The organism is Formosa bonchosmolovskayae, assembly GCF_051016085.1.
GTDB lineage: Bacteria > Bacteroidota > Bacteroidia > Flavobacteriales > Flavobacteriaceae > Formosa.
In genome coordinates this window covers 3696569-3715012 of the sequence record NZ_CP174605.1, presented here as the reverse complement: position 1 = coordinate 3715012, position 18444 = coordinate 3696569, and the positions used below count along the sequence as shown (strand labels likewise).

The 18444-nt window shown below is 35.6% G+C and carries 22 protein-coding genes; 17 read left to right on the top strand and 5 right to left on the bottom strand.

All coding sequences use genetic code 11. The features are described 5' to 3' along the window. Positions 1-52: 52 nt before the first annotated feature. Genes ACKC83_RS16035 through ACKC83_RS16025 form a run of 3 tightly spaced genes read left to right on the top strand, consistent with a single transcriptional unit; the run spans position 53 to position 3858 of the window. Positions 53-1471 (top strand): glycoside hydrolase family 30 protein, encoded by a 1419-nt coding sequence (locus ACKC83_RS16035; RefSeq protein WP_434037793.1) that lies wholly within the window; start codon positions 53-55, stop codon positions 1469-1471. Positions 1472-1514: 43 nt separating this feature from the next. After that, on the top strand, positions 1515-2930 hold the full coding sequence (locus ACKC83_RS16030) for an MFS transporter (RefSeq protein ID WP_434036308.1): 1416 nt from the start codon (positions 1515-1517) through the stop codon (positions 2928-2930). 13 nt (positions 2931-2943) lie between these two features. Next, positions 2944-3858 carry a glycosyl hydrolase family 17 protein gene (locus ACKC83_RS16025; RefSeq protein WP_434036307.1) on the top strand — a complete coding sequence of 305 codons (915 nt, stop codon included), beginning with the start codon at positions 2944-2946 and terminating at the stop codon, positions 3856-3858. Between the two features lie 246 nt (positions 3859-4104). On the opposite strand, the gene ACKC83_RS16020 is transcribed toward ACKC83_RS16025, so the two are convergent. The 4 genes from ACKC83_RS16020 to ACKC83_RS16005 form a co-directional block, all read right to left on the bottom strand. Beyond that, positions 4105-4470, bottom strand: a complete 366-nt coding sequence (locus tag ACKC83_RS16020; RefSeq protein ID WP_414034878.1) for a DUF6567 family protein — start codon at positions 4468-4470, stop codon at positions 4105-4107. Positions 4471-4868: 398 nt separating this feature from the next. Then, positions 4869-5534 (bottom strand): SCO family protein, encoded by a 666-nt coding sequence (locus tag ACKC83_RS16015; protein ID WP_434036306.1) that lies wholly within the window; start codon positions 5532-5534, stop codon positions 4869-4871. Next, positions 5503-6015, bottom strand: coding sequence for a toxin-antitoxin system YwqK family antitoxin (locus tag ACKC83_RS16010; protein ID WP_434036305.1), 513 nt, complete (start codon positions 6013-6015; stop codon positions 5503-5505). Before ACKC83_RS16010 ends, ACKC83_RS16015 begins: the two co-directional genes overlap by 32 nt. Positions 6016-6086: 71 nt before the next feature. Then, positions 6087-6875, bottom strand: a complete 789-nt coding sequence (locus ACKC83_RS16005; RefSeq protein ID WP_434036304.1) for a YHYH protein — start codon at positions 6873-6875, stop codon at positions 6087-6089. A gap of 311 nt (positions 6876-7186) precedes the next feature. Here ACKC83_RS16005 and ACKC83_RS16000 point away from each other — a divergent pair, with 311 nt between their 5' ends. The 10 genes from ACKC83_RS16000 to ACKC83_RS15955 all read left to right on the top strand — a co-directional run bounded on the left by ACKC83_RS16000 (position 7187) and on the right by ACKC83_RS15955 (position 14135). Then, on the top strand, positions 7187-8083 hold the full coding sequence (locus tag ACKC83_RS16000) for a helix-turn-helix domain-containing protein (RefSeq protein WP_434036303.1): 897 nt from the start codon (positions 7187-7189) through the stop codon (positions 8081-8083). Positions 8084-8173: 90 nt separating this feature from the next. Beyond that, complete coding sequence (locus tag ACKC83_RS15995) at positions 8174-9049, top strand: nuclear transport factor 2 family protein (RefSeq protein ID WP_434036302.1); 876 nt, start codon at positions 8174-8176, stop codon at positions 9047-9049. Between the two features lie 24 nt (positions 9050-9073). Then, positions 9074-9523: a MoaF-related domain-containing protein gene (locus ACKC83_RS15990; RefSeq protein ID WP_434036301.1), complete on the top strand. Its 450-nt coding sequence runs from the start codon at positions 9074-9076 to the stop codon at positions 9521-9523. 1 nt (position 9524) lies between these two features. After that, positions 9525-9719 (top strand): hypothetical protein, encoded by a 195-nt coding sequence (locus ACKC83_RS15985; protein WP_434036300.1) that lies wholly within the window; start codon positions 9525-9527, stop codon positions 9717-9719. Then, the gene (locus ACKC83_RS15980; RefSeq protein WP_434036299.1) at positions 9720-10349 is read left to right on the top strand and encodes a ferric reductase-like transmembrane domain-containing protein; all 630 of its coding nucleotides are present in this window, start codon (positions 9720-9722) and stop codon (positions 10347-10349) included. Between the two features lie 7 nt (positions 10350-10356). Continuing rightward, positions 10357-10734 (top strand): FAD-binding oxidoreductase, encoded by a 378-nt coding sequence (locus ACKC83_RS15975; protein WP_434036298.1) that lies wholly within the window; start codon positions 10357-10359, stop codon positions 10732-10734. Then, entirely contained in the window at positions 10683-11084 is a 402-nt protein-coding gene (locus tag ACKC83_RS15970) for an SIP domain-containing protein (protein ID WP_434036297.1), read from the top strand. The genes ACKC83_RS15975 and ACKC83_RS15970 overlap by 52 nt, the downstream gene beginning before the upstream one ends. An 85-nt stretch (positions 11085-11169) precedes the next feature. Beyond that, positions 11170-12012, top strand: coding sequence for an SDR family oxidoreductase (locus ACKC83_RS15965; RefSeq protein WP_434036296.1), 843 nt, complete (start codon positions 11170-11172; stop codon positions 12010-12012). A gap of 31 nt (positions 12013-12043) precedes the next feature. Then, positions 12044-12442, top strand: a complete 399-nt coding sequence (locus tag ACKC83_RS15960) for an ACT domain-containing protein (protein WP_414034867.1) — start codon at positions 12044-12046, stop codon at positions 12440-12442. A 190-nt stretch (positions 12443-12632) separates the two neighbouring features. Further along, positions 12633-14135: a sulfatase family protein gene (locus ACKC83_RS15955; protein ID WP_434036295.1), complete on the top strand. Its 1503-nt coding sequence runs from the start codon at positions 12633-12635 to the stop codon at positions 14133-14135. Positions 14136-14486: 351 nt separating this feature from the next. Here the strand turns inward: ACKC83_RS15955 and ACKC83_RS15950 are convergent, their stop codons facing one another. Then, positions 14487-14819: a winged helix-turn-helix transcriptional regulator gene (locus tag ACKC83_RS15950; protein WP_434037792.1), complete on the bottom strand. Its 333-nt coding sequence runs from the start codon at positions 14817-14819 to the stop codon at positions 14487-14489. Positions 14820-14935: 116 nt separating this feature from the next. Between ACKC83_RS15950 and ACKC83_RS15945 the strand changes: the two genes are divergently transcribed. The 4 genes from ACKC83_RS15945 to ACKC83_RS15930 all read left to right on the top strand — a co-directional run bounded on the left by ACKC83_RS15945 (position 14936) and on the right by ACKC83_RS15930 (position 17807). Continuing rightward, on the top strand, positions 14936-15610 hold the full coding sequence (locus tag ACKC83_RS15945; protein ID WP_434036294.1) for an NAD(P)H-dependent oxidoreductase: 675 nt from the start codon (positions 14936-14938) through the stop codon (positions 15608-15610). An 80-nt stretch (positions 15611-15690) separates the two neighbouring features. Beyond that, positions 15691-16146, top strand: a complete 456-nt coding sequence (locus ACKC83_RS15940; protein ID WP_434036293.1) for a hypothetical protein — start codon at positions 15691-15693, stop codon at positions 16144-16146. Beyond that, on the top strand, positions 16038-16325 hold the full coding sequence (locus ACKC83_RS15935; RefSeq protein WP_434036292.1) for a DMT family transporter: 288 nt from the start codon (positions 16038-16040) through the stop codon (positions 16323-16325). Before ACKC83_RS15940 ends, ACKC83_RS15935 begins: the two co-directional genes overlap by 109 nt. A 57-nt stretch (positions 16326-16382) precedes the next feature. Then, positions 16383-17807 (top strand): amino acid racemase, encoded by a 1425-nt coding sequence (locus tag ACKC83_RS15930; protein WP_434036291.1) that lies wholly within the window; start codon positions 16383-16385, stop codon positions 17805-17807. The last annotated feature ends 637 nt before the right edge of the window (positions 17808-18444 follow it).

Below are 18444 nucleotides of genomic sequence, written 5' to 3'. Positions count from 1 at the left end.
GATTGCATTACACAGTTGTAAAACCGAACCCAAAGACACAACCGTTAACGCTATGACATTTGAAGTCTATGAAACCTCCGAAAAAGGTAACAGTCTTACAAAACTAGAAACTTTTAAGTCGAACAAAGATACGGTGCACCTAAAACTATCCCCTGAGCAAACATTTCAAACCATTACTGGCTTCGGCGGGGCGTTTACAGAATCTTCGGCATACTTATTAAACAAATTAAGCCAAGCGAATCGCGACACGATTTTACAAGCCTATTTTGCTAAAGAAGGCGCGAATTATTCGTTAACCAGAACACATATGAATTCTTGCGATTTTTCTCTTACGAATTACTCATATTCTCCTGTAGCGGGTGATAAAAATTTAGATCATTTTACGATTGAAGAAGATATGGACGATTTAATTCCGATGATAAAAGACGCTATGGACGTGTCTGAAGACGGATTTAAAATCTTTGCTTCACCATGGACGGCCGCGCCTTGGATGAAAGATAATAGAAAATGGGTTGGTGGTAAATTACTGCCAGAATATTACGATACTTGGGCATTATTTTTCTCAAAATACTTAGATGCGTACAAAGCTGAAGGTATTGATATTTGGGGATTCACGGTAGAAAACGAACCTCATGGCAATGGTAATAATTGGGAAAGTATGCATTTTTCTCCAAAAGAAATGACCGATTTTGTCGAGTTTCATTTAGGACCAAAATTAGAGAAAGATGGTTACGGCGATAAAGTTATTTTAGGATACGATCAAAACAGAGCCGGTTTAAACGAATGGGTAGATGAAATGTATAGAAGTGAATCATCATCTAAATATTTCGATGGTACGGCGATTCATTGGTATGAAAGTACTTATGAAGTTTTCCCTGAAGCTTTACAATATGCACATAACAAAGCACCAAATAAACTCTTAATAGAAACGGAAGGTTGTATAGATTCTCAGGTTCCCGTTTGGAAAGACGATGCTTGGTATTGGAAAAAAGAAGCTACAGATTGGGGATATGATTGGGCCTCTCCAGAGGACAAACATTTACACCCAAAATACGCGCCTGTAAATCGGTATGCGAGAGATATTATTGGTTGCCTTAACAATTGGGTAGACGGTTGGGTAGATTGGAACATGGTGTTAGACCGACAAGGCGGACCAAACTGGTTTGAAAATTGGTGTGTAGCGCCGGTTATTGTAGATCCTGATGCAGACGAAGTTTATTTTACGCCACTTTACTACACTATGGCTCATTTTAGTAAATATATGCGTCCAGGAGCTGAGGTTATCGGTGTTGAAAACTCAGATGACTCATTGATGGTATCTTCTGTTAAAAATCCAGATGGTTCTATTGCAGTTGTGATTTTTAATGAAACTAAAACGCCAAAAAATATCAGCTTAACATTAGATGAAAATACAGTAGAGTTTTCAATTGATGCACAAGCCATTCAAACCGTGATGCTAACTGAGTTGTAAAAGTATTCAGCAAGCGTTTAACTAACTAAAATACACTAGAAAGATGTCTCATTTAAATAAAGTTCCGTTCGGTCAAAAAGTTGCTTTCGGAGTTGGTATGCTCGCGAATCAAATGTTTCCAGCTGCAATGGGGATTTTTATGGTTGTGTTAGTACAAGATTTAGGATTTCCAGGGTGGATGTGGGGTGTGATTTTCTTTTTACCTCGTATTTTCGATTCCATTACCGATCCAATTATGGGATTTATATCAGACAATACAAAATCGAAGTGGGGCCGCCGTAGACAGTATGTCTTTATTGGAGCTATTTTAATGGGAATTTCGTTTTCAGTCTTATGGCAATTGCATAGAGAAGATGGTATCGATTATAACTTTATCTATTTCATGATTTGGTCGTTTATTTTCTATCTCGGTTTAACCATTTTTAGTGTGCCTTATGTGGCTATGGGCTACGAAATGAGTGACGATTTCCATGAACGTACTAATATCATGGCTGTAGCGCAATGGATAGGGCAATGGGCATGGGTTATTGCGCCATGGTTTTGGGTTATTATGTACGATCAAGATTGGTTTGAATCTGCCGATGTGGCCACACGAAGTATTGCCGTTTGGGTGGGAATAATCTGTATGATTTTCGCTATGATTCCAGCGATTTTTATTAAAAGTAGATCTACGATAAACGAAGATTATGCGCCCTTAAATATGAAAAATATTGGGAATAGTTTTAATGGCATAATCGATGGATTTAAAGAAGCTTTTAAAAATAAGCCGTTTAGAAAGTTATGTGTGGCTACGTTTTTAGTCTTTAATGCTTTTAATACAGTAGCTGCGTTTACCTTTTTTATTGTGGTTTACTATTTGTTTAATGGCGATGCTAGTGCCGCAGGAATATGGCCGACATTATTCGGTAGTTTAGGTGCCTTAGCTACCACGTTTATGGTAATTCCTATTGTAGCAAAAATGTCTAAAATAATGGGTAAGAAAAATGCGTTTTTAGCATCTCAAAGTATTTCCATTTTAGGATATATTCTACTTTGGTTTCTGTTTATACCAGGAAAACCCTATATGTTTATTTTTGCTTTACCATTTTTTGCTTTTGGAATAGGAAGCCTATTTACTCTGATGATGTCTATGACTGCCGATGTTATTGATTTAGATGAACTAAATACGGGTTTACGAAGAGAAGGCGTTTTTGGAGCCATTTACTGGTGGATGGTAAAATTTGGATTTGCCATTGCGGGCCTATTAAGCGGACTTATATTATCGATGATTGGATTCGATGCAGATGCGAGTTCTCAGTCTGATAATGCCATATTTGGGTTGCGGTTTTTCTTCTCGGGATTACCTATAGTAGGTACCTTAATAGCTATTTTAGTGATGCGTAAATACAATCTTACCGAAGAAAAAACAAATGAAATTAGAGTGGCGTTAGAACAACGTAAAGTCAAGAAAGATAAGTAAATCGCATTATAATATGTCTTATAGAAAAGAGAATATTTTATCGCTTTCTGGTGGTAGTCACGAGGATAAAACACTAAGAGGATTAGAAAATACATGCCGTCGCATTTTAAAAGAAGGTGTACACGGTATTTGTTTTAGTGCATACGAAGAAGGACAGAAAGCAGGAGATAAAATTAGTGAAGCTCAAATAAGAAGACGTTTAAAAATTTTAAAACCTCATACCCGTTGGGTGCGTTCGTTTTCGTGTACAGATGGTAATGAATTAATACCTGAAATTGCTAAAGAACTAGGACTAAAAACACTTGTAGGTGCTTGGTTAGGACAAGATGATGATATCAATGCAAAAGAAATTGCAGGCTTAATTAAATTGGCAAAAAATGGCCATGTCGATATAGCAGCAGTAGGAAATGAAGTCTTATATCGTAAGGATTTATCTGAAGCGGAACTATTACAATATATGAAGGAGGTTAAAACCGCCATTCCTGAACTTCCCATAGGCTATGTCGATGCCTACTACGAATTTGTAAACCGCCCAAAAATAACAGAAGCTTGCGATGTGATTTTAGCAAATTGTTATCCGTATTGGGAAGGTTGCGCTCAGGAGTATGCTCTTATTTATATGAAAGATATGTTTAATAGAGCAAAAAAAGTGGCTCAAGGTAAACACGTAATCATTACAGAAACCGGTTGGCCTAGTCAAGGATTAGGGTTGCATGGTGCTAAACCTTCTTACGAAAACGCCATTAAATATTTTATAAATGCCCAAGAATGGTCTAAAGAAGACGATATAGATTTGTTTTATTTTTCTTCGTTTGATGAGTCTTGGAAAGTGGGGACAGAAGGCGATGTGGGCGCCTATTGGGGGCTATGGGATAAAAATGAAACCCCTAAATATTATAGTAAAATTCCTTTTATCTATAAAAAATAAAGTGGTCAATCTACATCTAAATTGGCTTACTGTGCTTTGTGGTTTTTTGAAATATACTGTCGATACCTTTACAATTACCTTCAAAAATAGTTTTGCCTTTAGTTTTGTTATCGCATAACTATTTAAGAATATAAAGCGCTACTGCTTTAAAAATTAAAAAAGGTAACAAAGCGGATTACGCTCTGTTACCTTTTTAGGAGATAAAATATATAAATGTATTTTGTACGCTAAGTGTTCTCTAAACGTCTAGTTTGTAAACTCAACAATATAGGCAGACACAATAACTTTTTTACTTCCGAAGAATGGAAAAATAGAACTTTTATATTCTACAGTTTCATTTATAATAGCTTTCGAGCTTCCTAGAATATCAGCATTCTCGAGCATATTCGCTTTAGCCTCAGCAATTAATCCATTTCTAGAAAGACCTCCAAAACCGAAGATATAATTTGCTTGAGATTCACCTTGTACTCTTTCAAGGATTTTGTAATTGTTTTTAGCTAAGACAACTTCTGTTGTATTGTTGTTTAAGTTGCTTGTCATCCCTTCGTGAACGGCACAACTTGATAAAAACATTGAGCAAAAAACAGCTAAAACTAATGTAATTTTTTTCATTATAAATGTATTTTTAAATATTTGCCGTACTTTATTTTAAGGATTTTTCTGGTCGAATTCTTATCCTATCGATAATTCCAAACAGGAAGTCTATTTGGCCTTTTTTTGAAATTATCAATTAGGCGCGAATGTAAATCTTTTAAAAAAATATACGTTACGGGATACCGTAGTCTAAATTCGTATTAATAGCTCTTAATTTTAAAGTCGATATAAAGAGTTTTATTACAGTATTTTATGCTTGCTTCTAAAAATACGAATAGATTGTTTTTTATGAGCGAACACAGATAATTATAACCTATGTCCAATAAAAGTTGTGTGGAATATGCTTTAATCATTAAACATTTATAAGGCCTAATCATATATAAATGAATACTTAGTGATTTGTTACACTAAATCCATTACCTCTCATGCAACAACATCTTTATATCATTATTGAGGGCTGTCATGTCTAAAGCGACAGTGCCGTTATAAATTCCACGAATTCTTTTGGTTTTATCCACTAAAATTAGATGTTCGGTATGCAGAAATTCTGTACTGTCTCTGCTAAAACCTATATCTTCTTCGGCGTAATACGACTGTCGGGCTAGGGCATAGATGTCACTTTTAGCACCTGTTAAAAAATGCCAGTTGGTATTCGTTATGCCCTGATTTTTCTTGTAGGCGTTTAACACGCTAGGTGTATCAACCCAAGGTGTCACGGAATACGATAGAAATACCACCGTGTCATCATTTTGCAAACTATCACTTACTCGTTTTAAATGTTCCGTCATAACAGGGCAAATACTACCACAACTTGTAAAAGTGAAGTTAGCGACGTGTATTTTGTTGTCTATATAATCTTGATTCACCAATATGCTATCCTGATTTAAAAACTCAAAATCGGCTATAGTATGCGTGATGTCTGTTGTAACACGAGAAGTGTCCTGAATAAATACCGGTGTAAACGTTGGGTCGTTATAATAGGGCAACGCTAATGTCTCCTTTACGTTAGGTTCTTGTTTTTTGCTGTGATTACAGCTTAAAATTAAAATACTACTGAGTAATAAAAATACGATCCGATACATTTACACAATTTTTAGTTCCTAATAATCCATATCTTTTGCCTTCAACAATCACGTAATTAGCTCTAATCTTTCCGTTATCGTACCACAGTTTTTGTGCCCCGTCTTCTTGTCCGTTTTTATAGTTTGCCAAATGAAATAAGAAGCCTTCGCTTTTCCATTCTTTTAATTCACCTTCATACGCATCATCTTTCGCAGTATATTCAAAGCGTTTAAATCCGTTTTCCCAATAGGCAGTTTGCATTCCGTTTTTTTGTCCTGAGTTATAATGGCGTATCTCCATAACTTGGTTTTTAGCATACCATTTTTTAGAAACGCCTTCTTTTAATCCGTTATAATAGCCTTCCATTAGTAGCGTGTCTGCAGTTTTTGGATGGAGCTCATACACAAAACCGGAATAGATGGTATCATGTACATACAGCATATTGTTTTTAGTTGACGTTGCAGATTTTAAAACGAATGACGATGGAATGGTTTTATCCACAATCACGTCGTTCGTTTTGCTATTGCACGAACACAAGTAAATACACAAGAATATTAAATAGCTATATTTCATTATTGTGTTACGGTTCCAGGCGTTCCATAATATCCGTTTCCGTTTATATACGGATCTGTATTTGTAATGTGGTAATGGTAAATCCCATCAAGATAATCTTCTGTAGCATGCGCATGTCCGTGATAGGCATCTAATCCTGTAACGTCTTCGCCATTTTCTTCAGGACCATACACAGGAAAACCATCTAGTAGAAATCCTAATAAAGCAGACTTACTAGCTGTTACGGTTGTTAAATATAAGGGTTCGATATGATAATGAAATGTGCCGTTTCCTGTGGGATGTCCCCAGTACTTATCGAAGCTCTGAAACTCGTCGGTCAGTGGCTGATTCGGGCCTGCATACTGATTAAATAGAGGCACACCATTTAATGAAACACCTATCGCACCTAGGGGTGTCGCGACATGATTAGTGGAAACTTTTGGATGTAATGGAATTTTAAACGTATAGTCGAAAGCCGTTATCGTATTCGGATTTTTTCTGAAGGTATAGCCTTCAAAAGTGGTGCCACTAAAATCCTCGTATAAATCACTTGAGGTTGGGTAATACACACTTTTATGATCTGGTGTTCCGGTAGTTTTAATGGTAATATAGTTGCCGTCGCTTGTAATACTGGTGGCGCCGTAAATTTTAGAATATACCTCCGGAACATCCGTCGTCTCTGTAATTTCCGTAGTTGAATCTCCATCAGAATCCGCTTCCGTGTCTACTTGATCTTCAGATGCGCTACAGTTAATTAGACTTAAACATAGAAGTATTAGGGCGTAGTACTTTAAATATTTTGTCATCATAGGGTTAATGGTATTACTATTTGTTTTAGTTGTTAGGTCAAGGAGGTAAATATAACTGCCGTAAGTGATAAAACAGTATACTATCAATGAAACGGCCTATTGTATCAATGAAATTCTAAGCAAGCATGCTTTTGTCCTTTACAAGAAACATGTTTTATATAACGCGTAGTGGTTTTTCAATTCCTTTTAGCTATTAATAAAGTCGTAATTATGCAATACGCTGTGCTTTGAATTTTTATCTGAATAGAAAGTAATATATTTAGTGATTTAAAATTTGATTGTGCATTCTTTATAAAGGGAATCTAGATACTATGACAAAAGACATTCCATCTGTTACATTTAATCCTGAAAAATTTGATTCTGAAATCTCTAAAAATTTCGGTTTTGAAATTGTGCCTATTGAAAAAATTGCAAAATTTAAAAAGAAGGGGAGTCATAATCCAGAATTACCGCATCAGCTTAAGTTTTACAATCTTATTTTTTTTACAGAAGGATCTGGAAGACATTTTATCGATTTTAGTTGGTTTCCTGTACAACAAAATAGTTTAGTGTATTTAACCAAAGAACAAGTTAATGCCTTCGAGTTTTCAGAAACACTAAAAGGGTTTTGTATCATTTTTACCGAAGCTTATTTTGTGGATTGTTTTTCTAACTTGTCTAAAGATTTTGTGTTCAGATTATTTAATCCGCAACTCTTTTCTCCCATATCACAGATTCCTAAAACTTCAGATTTTATAGATTATTTTAATCTTTTGCAAAAAGAATATAACACGTCTGGTTCCTTCAATCAGAAAAATATTATCAATGCGTTGTTTACTATTTTAATATCTAAAGCTGAAGATATCAAGCAACACCAAACCTTTCATATTAAGGATGCTTCAAAAATTAGTCTATTTCATAAATTCACTTCGCTAATAGAATTAAACCTATCAAAAAGTAGGAATGCTAGTTTTTACGCCGAAGCATTGGCCATATCTTACAAGCATTTAAATGCCGTTTGCAGAGAGTTGGTTAATAAAACGGCAAAACATGTGATTGATGACTATATTATTCTTCAAGCGAAAAGAAACCTAATCAATTCTAGCATGAAAAGTTCAGAATTGGCTTATCGTTTAGGGTTTGAAGATCCCACCAACTTCACTAAATATTTCAAGAAAAACACAGGATTAACCCCAAAAAAGTTTATTAATTCACTTATAAAACAGTAGTGGTTCAACTTTAACCATTTTAATACCTGTTTTCATCTTTTCTACACGCTGTAGTTGTTTCATCTTTGTACTATAATTAAAACCAAGAACATGAAACACATCATTACAACGGTTGCTGTTGTGCTTTTAACAACTACTAGCCATGCACAAAGTCAACAGCAAATCAATAACAACTTAGAAAAGATGGAAATCACCTCAGAAATATCAAATAAAGATAAAGCAAAAGCTTTAATTACAAGTTTAGAAACTGGCGATAAATCGACTATGGCCTATATTAATCCAACGCACTACACCCAACACAATCTTGCCGTTGCCGATGGATTGAAAGGTTTTGGTGATGTATTACATCACGCTCCAGAAGGCGGATTTAAAGCCAATGTTGTACGCGCTTTTCAAGATGGGAATTATGCGATTACGCATACCGAATACGACTTTTTCGGACCGAAAATAGGGTTCGACATCTTTAAATTTGAAAACGGTCAGATTATAGAACATTGGGATAATTTTTCAGAATTAGCGACTACAAATCCAAGTGGAAGAACACAAACGGACGGTGTTACAGCGGTAACAGATTTAGATAAAACAGCGGAAAATAAGGCCTTCGTAAAAGACTTTGTAAATACCGTTTTAATTGATGGGGAGTTCGATAAAATGTACAACTATTTTGATGGCGACAACTACATACAGCATAATACAAGGATTGGCGATGGAGTTTCTGGTTTGGGGAAAGCGCTAGAAGACATGGCAAAACAAGGCATTACTATGGTGATTAATAAAAATCATATGGTGCTGGGTGAAGGTAATTTTGTGTTAACTGTTAGCGAAGGCACTTTTGCAGGCATACCAACATCTTTTTATGATTTGTTCCGCATAGAAAACGGAAAAATTGCAGAGCATTGGGATACCATTGAAACCATCTTGCCAGAATCTGAACGAAAAAACAACAACGGAAAATTTAATTTTTAATTATAACTTTTAAATCAGAATAAAATGAAATCAAAATTAGTCACATTAATTTGTCTTCTTGTCATTGGTATCGGACAAGGTTTTGCGCAAACAAAAACAACAGAAGATGCTAAATTTCAGTTTAATACTCCAGAGCATTATATGGATGGCTATTCGTTAAGTTTTCAGTACCAAGACGGGAAAGCCTTGCATATGGCGTTTGACAAAGGGAAAGCCCAATATGAATGGATTAGCGGACCAAGAACAGGGAAAGGGAATTCAGATATTCCGTACCGTTCTCGTAAAATTGGAGAAAACCTCTATCTCGTAAATTGGCACGAAACGGGGCTAAAAGATTATCTAACTATTATCTTCGACTTAGATAAAATGATAATCCATACTTCGATAATTGTGGGATATGAAAATCAGCCTGATAGACCATTAAAAACGGTTTTTTTAACAGGAGTTATCGATCATTTAAAAACATCTAAATAATATGAGTACAGTAGCAAATTGCCCAACATGTGGAGGCAAATCAGTAATAAAAGAAGCAAACGGACAAACCACTTATGTCGCTTTACAAGACGATGAACTTATAAAAAAAGTGGGTCAGCTTAAGAAAGCGATGCAAAAATTTAAAGATAAAGCCGAGGCTTTAGAGCAGGAGTTAGACACTTTAAGAACACAATAAATGTCTTTTTTAAAACGAAATTACGGCTGGATGATTGTGAGTCTATTGGCCTTATTACCTATGCTTATCATTAGTAAAATGATTCAGGTAGATGTTGGTAACGGACTCTCAATTTCATTGGTTGAAAACACTATGGGTGAAGAACAAACTACACTTGATATGCTATATCATATTTCAGGTGAGTTTGCGATCCGGTGGATGACTGCTGTATTAACGTTAACCCCAGTTTTTATAATTTTCGGAATACAACATCTTTTTGTTAGGCAAGCTATGGGAATCGCTACGGCTATATGGAGCATCCTGCATTTTATAATTTTTATATCGGCTGAAGGCCTCTTAGAAACCTTTACACAATTTAATTATATCGCTGGAGGTATCGCTGTTTTAATACTTATTCCACTTCTTATTACATCTAAAAGGAAATCAATGAAACGACTAAAAAAGAACTGGAAAAAACTACAAAGCTTAGCGTATGTTGCTGTTGGTTTAAGTTTACTCCATTTTGCCATACTCGATAAAACGTGGATTATTTACGCGGTTATTGTGAGTTTAGGATTTGTGGTTAGAATGCCAATAGTTAGAGATAAATTCTTAGAAAGACGCAAACGAAAACAAGTATTAACACATTAATTTTATAATGAGCTTAATAGAAAACATATTAAAAAAGGTCGTTTTAGAAACCGCTAGTATTAGTGGTAAAGCACAATTATCGCCTTCGGTTTATAAGATTCAACTTAAAAGCGAACGTTTTAAAACCGCAGATTTTGAGCCAGGATATTTTTTAAGATTAGGTGTAGGAATCGATAATGACACCCTAGCCATGAAAGATAAGGTACGAAGTTATAGTGTTTGGGATATTGATAAAACCAAAGGAACTATAGACTTGGCTATTGCTACAGAAAGCCGCGGCATTGGTGCACATTGGGTTATGAATTGTAAAGTAGGCGAAACGGTATATTTTAAATGGAAAAAAGGGAATTTCTTATTAGACCAAACCGCGCAGATAGTTATCTAATGATTGGTGATGTATCGGCATTGTCTCATTTGTATATGCTTAATAGACATTTGCCAGAGGATAAGCAGGTGGAAAGTATTATTTACAGTGATTTAAATCATGTATTTGAAGATATAGACGGCTCAAATCCATTTAATTTTTATAATTTAAAGCCAAATGCCATAGCAGACATTTTGAAATTAGTAAACGACATGATACCTAAAATGAAAGGAAATAGAATGGTATATATTGCGGGAGATAGTAGAGTTTGTGTCGCTTTAAATTCATATTTCAAGAATGAATTACAGTGGAATACCAAACAAATAAAAACGAAACCGTTCTGGAATCCCGATAAAAAAGGATTGGAATAAACGCTTTACACTTTAATTGTAGTAAAAAAGAAGTCGTTTTGTATATAATTATAAATAACAAATGACTCTATAAAAAACATAGAAAATGAATATAGCAGTAACATCGGCAAGTGGTAAATTGGGATCTTCAATTATAGATAAATTACGGACCCAAATAGGAGCAGATCATATAATAGGCCTAGCCCGAACTCCAGAAAAAGCAAAGCATTTAGGTGTAGAAATACGCAAAGGCGATTATAATAAACCACAAGATTTAGAAGCCTCTTTAAAAGGAATAGATGTAGTTATGCTATTGTCTGGCATGGACGAACCTCAAAAAAGAATCCAACAGCATCGCAATGTTATCGAAGCCGCTAAAGCAAATGGCGTTAAAAAAATAGTGTATACCAGTATTATTGGCGACAAAGATCACAATGCGTTTAGTCCGATTGTGCAATCCAATAGACAAACCGAATTAGATGTAAAAAGCGCTGGATTGGACTGGGTAATTGGTAGAAACGGCATTTATATAGAACCCGATTTAGAATATATAGATACTTATGTAAAAGACGGTGAAATTAAAAATTGTGCGGCTGACGGATTATGTACCTACACGAGTCGAGACGAACTAGCGACGGCTTATGCACATATGTTATTAGAGGACAAACATAATGGGCAGACTTACAATCTTGTGGGCGATCCCATCACACAATCGCAATTGGCAACGTATATTAATGCTGTTTACAATACAAATTTAGTATATCATTCTGTTTCGGTCGACGCTTATTTGGAAGAGCGAAAAAACGAGTTAGGTGACTTTTTAGGTACCGTGATTGCAGGGATTTACGAAGGGATAAGACATGGCGCGAATGATGTGCCGTCTGATTTTGAAAAAGCGACAGGAAGACCACATAAATCTACTTTAGAGATAATAAAAGACTTTAAATAGGAATTATAAAAACTAAAATACACGAATTAAAATGGCTGGAGAAACCGATATCGCTCAATTATTAAAAGGCATGACACCCAAACTACATCCTGGAGCATACGTATTTAGCACGGTTAAGGATTTAGATCATATTAGTAGAAACGATACCATATGTGAATTTCTAGAAGAGGAGGGAACCACTATTGTAATAGAACAAAGTAAGGCAGACGAGTTAAATTTGAATTACGACTATATTGCATCATGGATAACACTAACCATTCATTCCTCGCTAGATGCTGTGGGATTGACTGCTATATTTTCAACCGCATTAGCAACACATAATATCAGTTGTAATGTGATTGCGGGCTATTATCACGATCATATTTTCGTAGATAAAAAAGATGCAGACAAAGCCATGAAGGTGTTGTTGGCATTGTCGGAAGATAAATAAGAACCTAAAATTAAATACATTAAAAAAAGAATTTTAAGCTTTTCAATACTTAAATAAAGTAGGTATACGATAGTATTTATAACCTTGAATTTGTAAATTTAGAGCTGTAAATTATTCATACAGCAGTTACTATAAATGTATTGCATGAATATGGTAAGTTTAAATCTAAATATAGAAGTAATAACTGGTTATGAAAAAATCAAATGTGTGTAGTGTTACATTAATTTTTATAATGCTAGTAACTGTAATTTGGGGTGGTATTGCTCAGACAAGTGTAAATCGGCCCAATATTGTATTCATTGTTTGTGACGATTTGGGTTATGGCGATGTACAAAGTTTGGCACCAGAAACCAGTAAAATTAAAACACCGCATATAGATACTTTAACCGAGCAAGGTATGGTGTTTACCGATGCACATTCTGGATCGTCGGTGTGTACTCCAACACGGTATGGTATTATGACAGGGCGTTATAGTTGGCGTACAACGTTACAGAAAGGTGTGGTGCAAGGTTATGCTCCAGATTTGATTAAAGAAAATCGCCCTACTATAGCAGATTTTCTAAGAGATCAAGGTTATCATACGGCTCTAATAGGGAAATGGCATCTTAATTTTCAGTACTTAGATTCCGTTTCAAAAACACCTTTAGTAAAGCAGTCAAAAACATATTTACCACCTATAGGATCTATAATTCCAGATGGACCTACTGCTAGAGGTTTCGATTATTATCATGGGTTTCATCATGCAAGAGATATGAAAGCCGTTATAGAGAACAATAAAGTTATTCTTCATGACGATGTTATTAATATGCTTCCCCGTTTAACTCGTCAGTCTGTAGATTATATTAAACATAAAGCGCAAAATACAGACGGTAAACCTTTTTTCTTATATGTCCCTTTAGGTTCTCCTCATGCGCCTATAGTGCCTTCAAAAGCGTGGCAAGGTAAGAGTGGTATGGGCGATTATGCAGATTTTGTAATGCAAACAGATGCGACAGTAGGAGCAATAACAAAAACACTTGATGATAGTGGATTATCAGAAAATACATTAGTAATATTCACGAGTGATAATGGTGCATCAAAGGTCGCTAATATTCCCGAATTAGAAGCACAAGGTCATTATGTTAGCGCAGGATATCGCGGGTCAAAATCCGATTTATGGGATGGTGGCCATCGTGTGCCTTTTATTGTAAAATGGCCAGGTCAGGTAAAAGCGGGATCAATAAGTGATCAGTTAATATGTCTAACAGATATATTTGCGACCTTTTCAGAGATTACGCAAGTTGCACTTCCAAATGAAAGTGGCGAAGACAGTGTAAGTTTTTTACCAGCACTACATGGAGAAGATATAATAAGTACAAGAGCGGGTGTAATACATCATTCCATTTCTGGACATTTTGCATACAGATTAGGAAAGTGGAAATTGCTGTTAGCAAGAGGGTCTGGAGGTTGGACATCACCAAACGAAAAAGAATCTATAGCCATGCCTATTGCGCAATTATACAACCTAGAAACAGATCCAGCCGAAACACGTAATGTTTATAAAACACGTCCTGATATTGCGGAAAAACTGTTGAAACAATTAGAATTAGATATTAAAACCGGACGAAGTACTACAGGAGCATTTTCTGAAAATGATATAGACGATATCATTCTATGGAAAACAGAAACTGCCTTAAAGCCTGAACATGAGTAGTTCTAGATTGTGTTTTAGATTACGAGTCATATATTAGAAATATGTTATGATTACATAGAATCACGATCATATTTTCGTAGATAAAAAAGATGCGGACAAAGCGATGAAGGTGTTGTTGGCATTGTCGGAAGATCATTGAATTTTTAAATGAACCTTCTAGATTGAATGTAAAATAGTCAAACCCTATGTTTTTATAGGGTGTTCGAGCGGAGTCGAGAACATAAAGAAGCTATAATTTTTTCTTCCTGGATTAACTATATACATGTAAAAACACAATAAATAGAAATAGCCATTATATGAAGCTCAAAATATCAAGTTATTGATGTTTTGAGCTTTTTTTATCTTACTCAATCAAGCATACTTCTCAACCACCAAATCGCCCCATTCAGCAATCGATTTAATTAGCGGAATCAATGTTTTTCCAAAATCAGTTAATGAATACTCCACTTTTAAAGGCGGTTTAGACGTGTATACTTTTCGCTTAATTAGGCCGTCTTCTTCTAGCGCTTTCAGTTGTAAGCTTAGCGTTCTTTCGGTAACTGTGGGCATCGATTTTCTTAATTCGTTATAGCGTAAAGTGTCTTGTGTTAAATGATATAAGATTACCGTTTTCCATTTTCCGCCAATCAGTCCCATGGTTAAACTTGCACAGCATGGATATTTTTTGCCTTTAAAATTAATCATTGTAGTGTCTTTTGTTTTCATAAATGTATACTATCCTTTTTAACCGTTATTGCAAAGATAGTTTACTATACTTACATTTGCAACTATAAAAAGTATAGTGTTATAAAATCATAAATATGAAGACAGCAAACATTTCAAAAACAGACATCATTAATGCATTTCAATTTAGACATGCCACTAAAGAATTCGATGCCACTAAAAAGTTATCGGACGAGGATATTCGTTTCATCTTAGAAACTGCGCATTTATCTCCGAGTTCATTCGGATTTGAACCTTGGCATTTTGTAGTGGTTCAAGACAAAGAACTACGGGAATTACTAAAACCTGTGGCTTGGGGTGCACCGGCTAAATTAGATACAGCAAGTCATTTTATCTTAGGTCTGAGTATGAAAGCACCTATGATAAAACACGATGCAGATTATATCATGCATATGATGAAAGATGTAAAACAACTTCCTGCAGAAGCTATCGAAATGTATTCTAAATTTTACAGAGAATTTCAGGAGCGTGATTTTGCTTTAGACACCGATAAAAAACTTTTTGATTGGTCTTCGAAACAGACATACATCGCCCTAGGAAACATGATGACTGCCGCAGCATTAATCGGTATAGATAGTTGTCCGATAGAGGGTTTTCATCAGGAAAAAGCAGAAGCAGTATTAAGTGATAAATTTGGAATAGACACCGATAAATATGGTTTGTCTTTTATGACGGCATTCGGACATAGAAAAGAAGATCCTGCTCATCCAAAATCAAGACGCGATTTTAACGATATCGTTACTTGGAAATAGGAATATGCTTGAGTTTTCAAGTTGTATTTAAAAAGAAAAGAAGTAGATTTTTAATTTAAGGTTTAACACTATATACCGATATGAAGCAAGCAGTTGTACTCATGGTGGTTGTATCTGTTTTTATGAGTTGTAAAAACAATCCGAAAGAAAAGGAAGACGTTTCATTGCATACGGAGCTTACCAAGACAGAGAATATCGAAGTTTTTGCAACCACAAATCAGGCTGTTGGCAACATTACGTTTACACATTCAGGCGATTTAGTGTATAGTCATCATCCGTTTTTTTTACCAGAAAATAGAGTTATGATTATGGATGCCGAAACCAAAGTAGCCCAACCTTTTCCCAACGCAGCGTGGAATACACCTAGAACAACAGACGATCATTATTTAAGTAATGTTTTAGGTGTTAGAAACGATGCAAATTCGAAGTGGTGTTTGCATTCTGTTTGGGTAAAGCTAAAGTGGCCACTGGAAACGAGATGTATCTATGGTATGTGGCGTTTCTTATCACTTGTGGTATTAGTATGGGACTTCTAATTAAAGCCACTCAAGTTTTACCTATCGGAACGGCTTATGCGGTCTGGACAGGCATTGGGGCAGTAGGCACTGTTTTAGTTGGTATCTTCGTATTTAAAGAACCCGCAACGTTTTTAAGACTATTTTTTATTACTACTTTAGTCTGCTCGATTGTGGGCTTAAAAGCCGTATCGCAATAACTCGTAAAGAAGTGGTAGTACAACGCCGTGAATACGATATAAATGATTTAAAATCGCATGGAAAAAATAGCAGTAATTGGTGGCTTAGGGGCATTGTCTGGAGCAGATTTATTTTTTAAACTGTTGAAAAATAAAACCGCATTAAAAAATCAGGAACACTATCACTTTATGTTCGAACAGCAACCGTATAGTCAAATCACTTCTGCTTTGTTTACCGAGCAAGATATCAAGTCTAGGAAGTTTTACACCTTTAATTTATGTCAGAATTTCGAACAAAAAGCCGTGTCTAAAATCCTGATGCCGTGTTTTGCGAGTCATTCGTTTATCGAAGAATTGCAAAAGGAAACGTCTATTACTATTGTTAATATTTTTGATGCCATCTCCAATTATCTGAGTTTAAAACATGAGAAAGGCACTAAAATTGGGGTACTGACGTCTAGTTTTGTAAAAGAATCCCCTTTATTAAAAACCTATTTTAAAGACTACGAATTGGTTTATCCCGAAAACCAGAGTCAGTTAATGGATGCCATTTATGGCGAATCGGGTATAAAAAACGGCTATTTAGACGGTTTGCCATTAGAGTATGTGTACGACGCCTGTGTGGAACTCAAAGCCAAAGATTGCGAGGTGATTTTACCTTGTATTACCGAAATCTCGCTATTAGTCAATCCGCTTAGAGCGCGAGGCGTTTCTATTATAGATGTAAACGCGGTGTACGCCGATTATGCATTAGCCAAAGATAACGTGCCACAACTAAAACCGTTTAAATTGGGTATTGTTGGTGGTGTCGGCCCATCGGCAACAGTCGATTTTATGAATAAAATCATTCAAAGTACACCGGCTAAAAAGGACCAAGACCACATTAAAATGATTGTGGAGCAAAATCCACAAATTCCCGATAGAACCGCCAATTTAATTCAGAATGAGACCGATCCCACTTTGGCGTTATTCTCAACCTGTAAAAAGTTAGAAGTCGCAGGTTCTCATGCTATAGCCATACCGTGTAATACCGCACATGCTTTTGTAAAAGAAATACAAGAACACCTTAATGTGCCTATTGTTAATATGATTACAACCACCGCCGAATATATTTTAGAACATTTTGGAGCGGGCACAAACGTCGGACTCTTAGCCACGAGTGGCACCATACAGAGTCAGGTATATTATAACGTTTTAACGCATTACGGACTTCAAGTAGTGGTTCCAGATGTTACACATCAGGATTATGTTATGGACAGTATTTATGGTGCATTAGGCGTAAAGGCGGGCTATAACGACGGCCATTGTAAAACTGAAATTCTTAAAGGCGTGTCGCACCTTATCGAAAATAAAGCTGAGGTTATTATTCTAGGATGCACAGAATTACCTCTCATGTTCCCACAAACCCAAACAGTAACCCAATTCGATCGTGAGATCGCCTTACTTGATCCGACTTTAATTTTAGCCAAGAAAGTGGTGGAATTGGCTAAGGCTAGTGTATAAAAACAGCACTGTTAACAGTTTTTCGTATTTGTAATTTTTATGTTTTGAATGTATTTCAGAATCTCATTACGCTAAAATCCAACTCTTATGAGAACCTGAATCCAGTTCAGGTTGACGATACCTTAAATATTCCATCTAGGTTTAAAAATAACAACATTGTTGTTCACTAAAAACGTCATTTCCCTGGCCTATCGAAAGTTTATCGTAAAATCTGAAGTGAAGACACCGTAAAATTTCAGGCTTTTTGAGCGAAACGTATGTCGTCATTACAATTGAATTAATTCGCGAGTTCCTGAAATTTAGGTGTCAAACGATAGATTTAGATAAGGTTTCGTCAGCCTAGATTATTCTTGTCTTGAGCGGAGTCGAAGGGTGGGTTCGTTTTTTCATCAATGAAAAAAATGAGCATTACTTATTTCAGAATCTCTTCATGGTAATAGCCAGCCTTTATGAGAACCTGAATCAAGTTCGGGTTGACGAGACCCTAAACATTCCATCTAGGTTTAATAATAACATTATTGTTGTTCACTAAAAACGCCCTTTCCCGGCCTATCGAAAGTTTATCGTGAAATCTGAAGTGAAGCTACCGTAAAATTTCAGGCTATTTGTGAAGTATTAGAGTCCGTCATTCTAAATT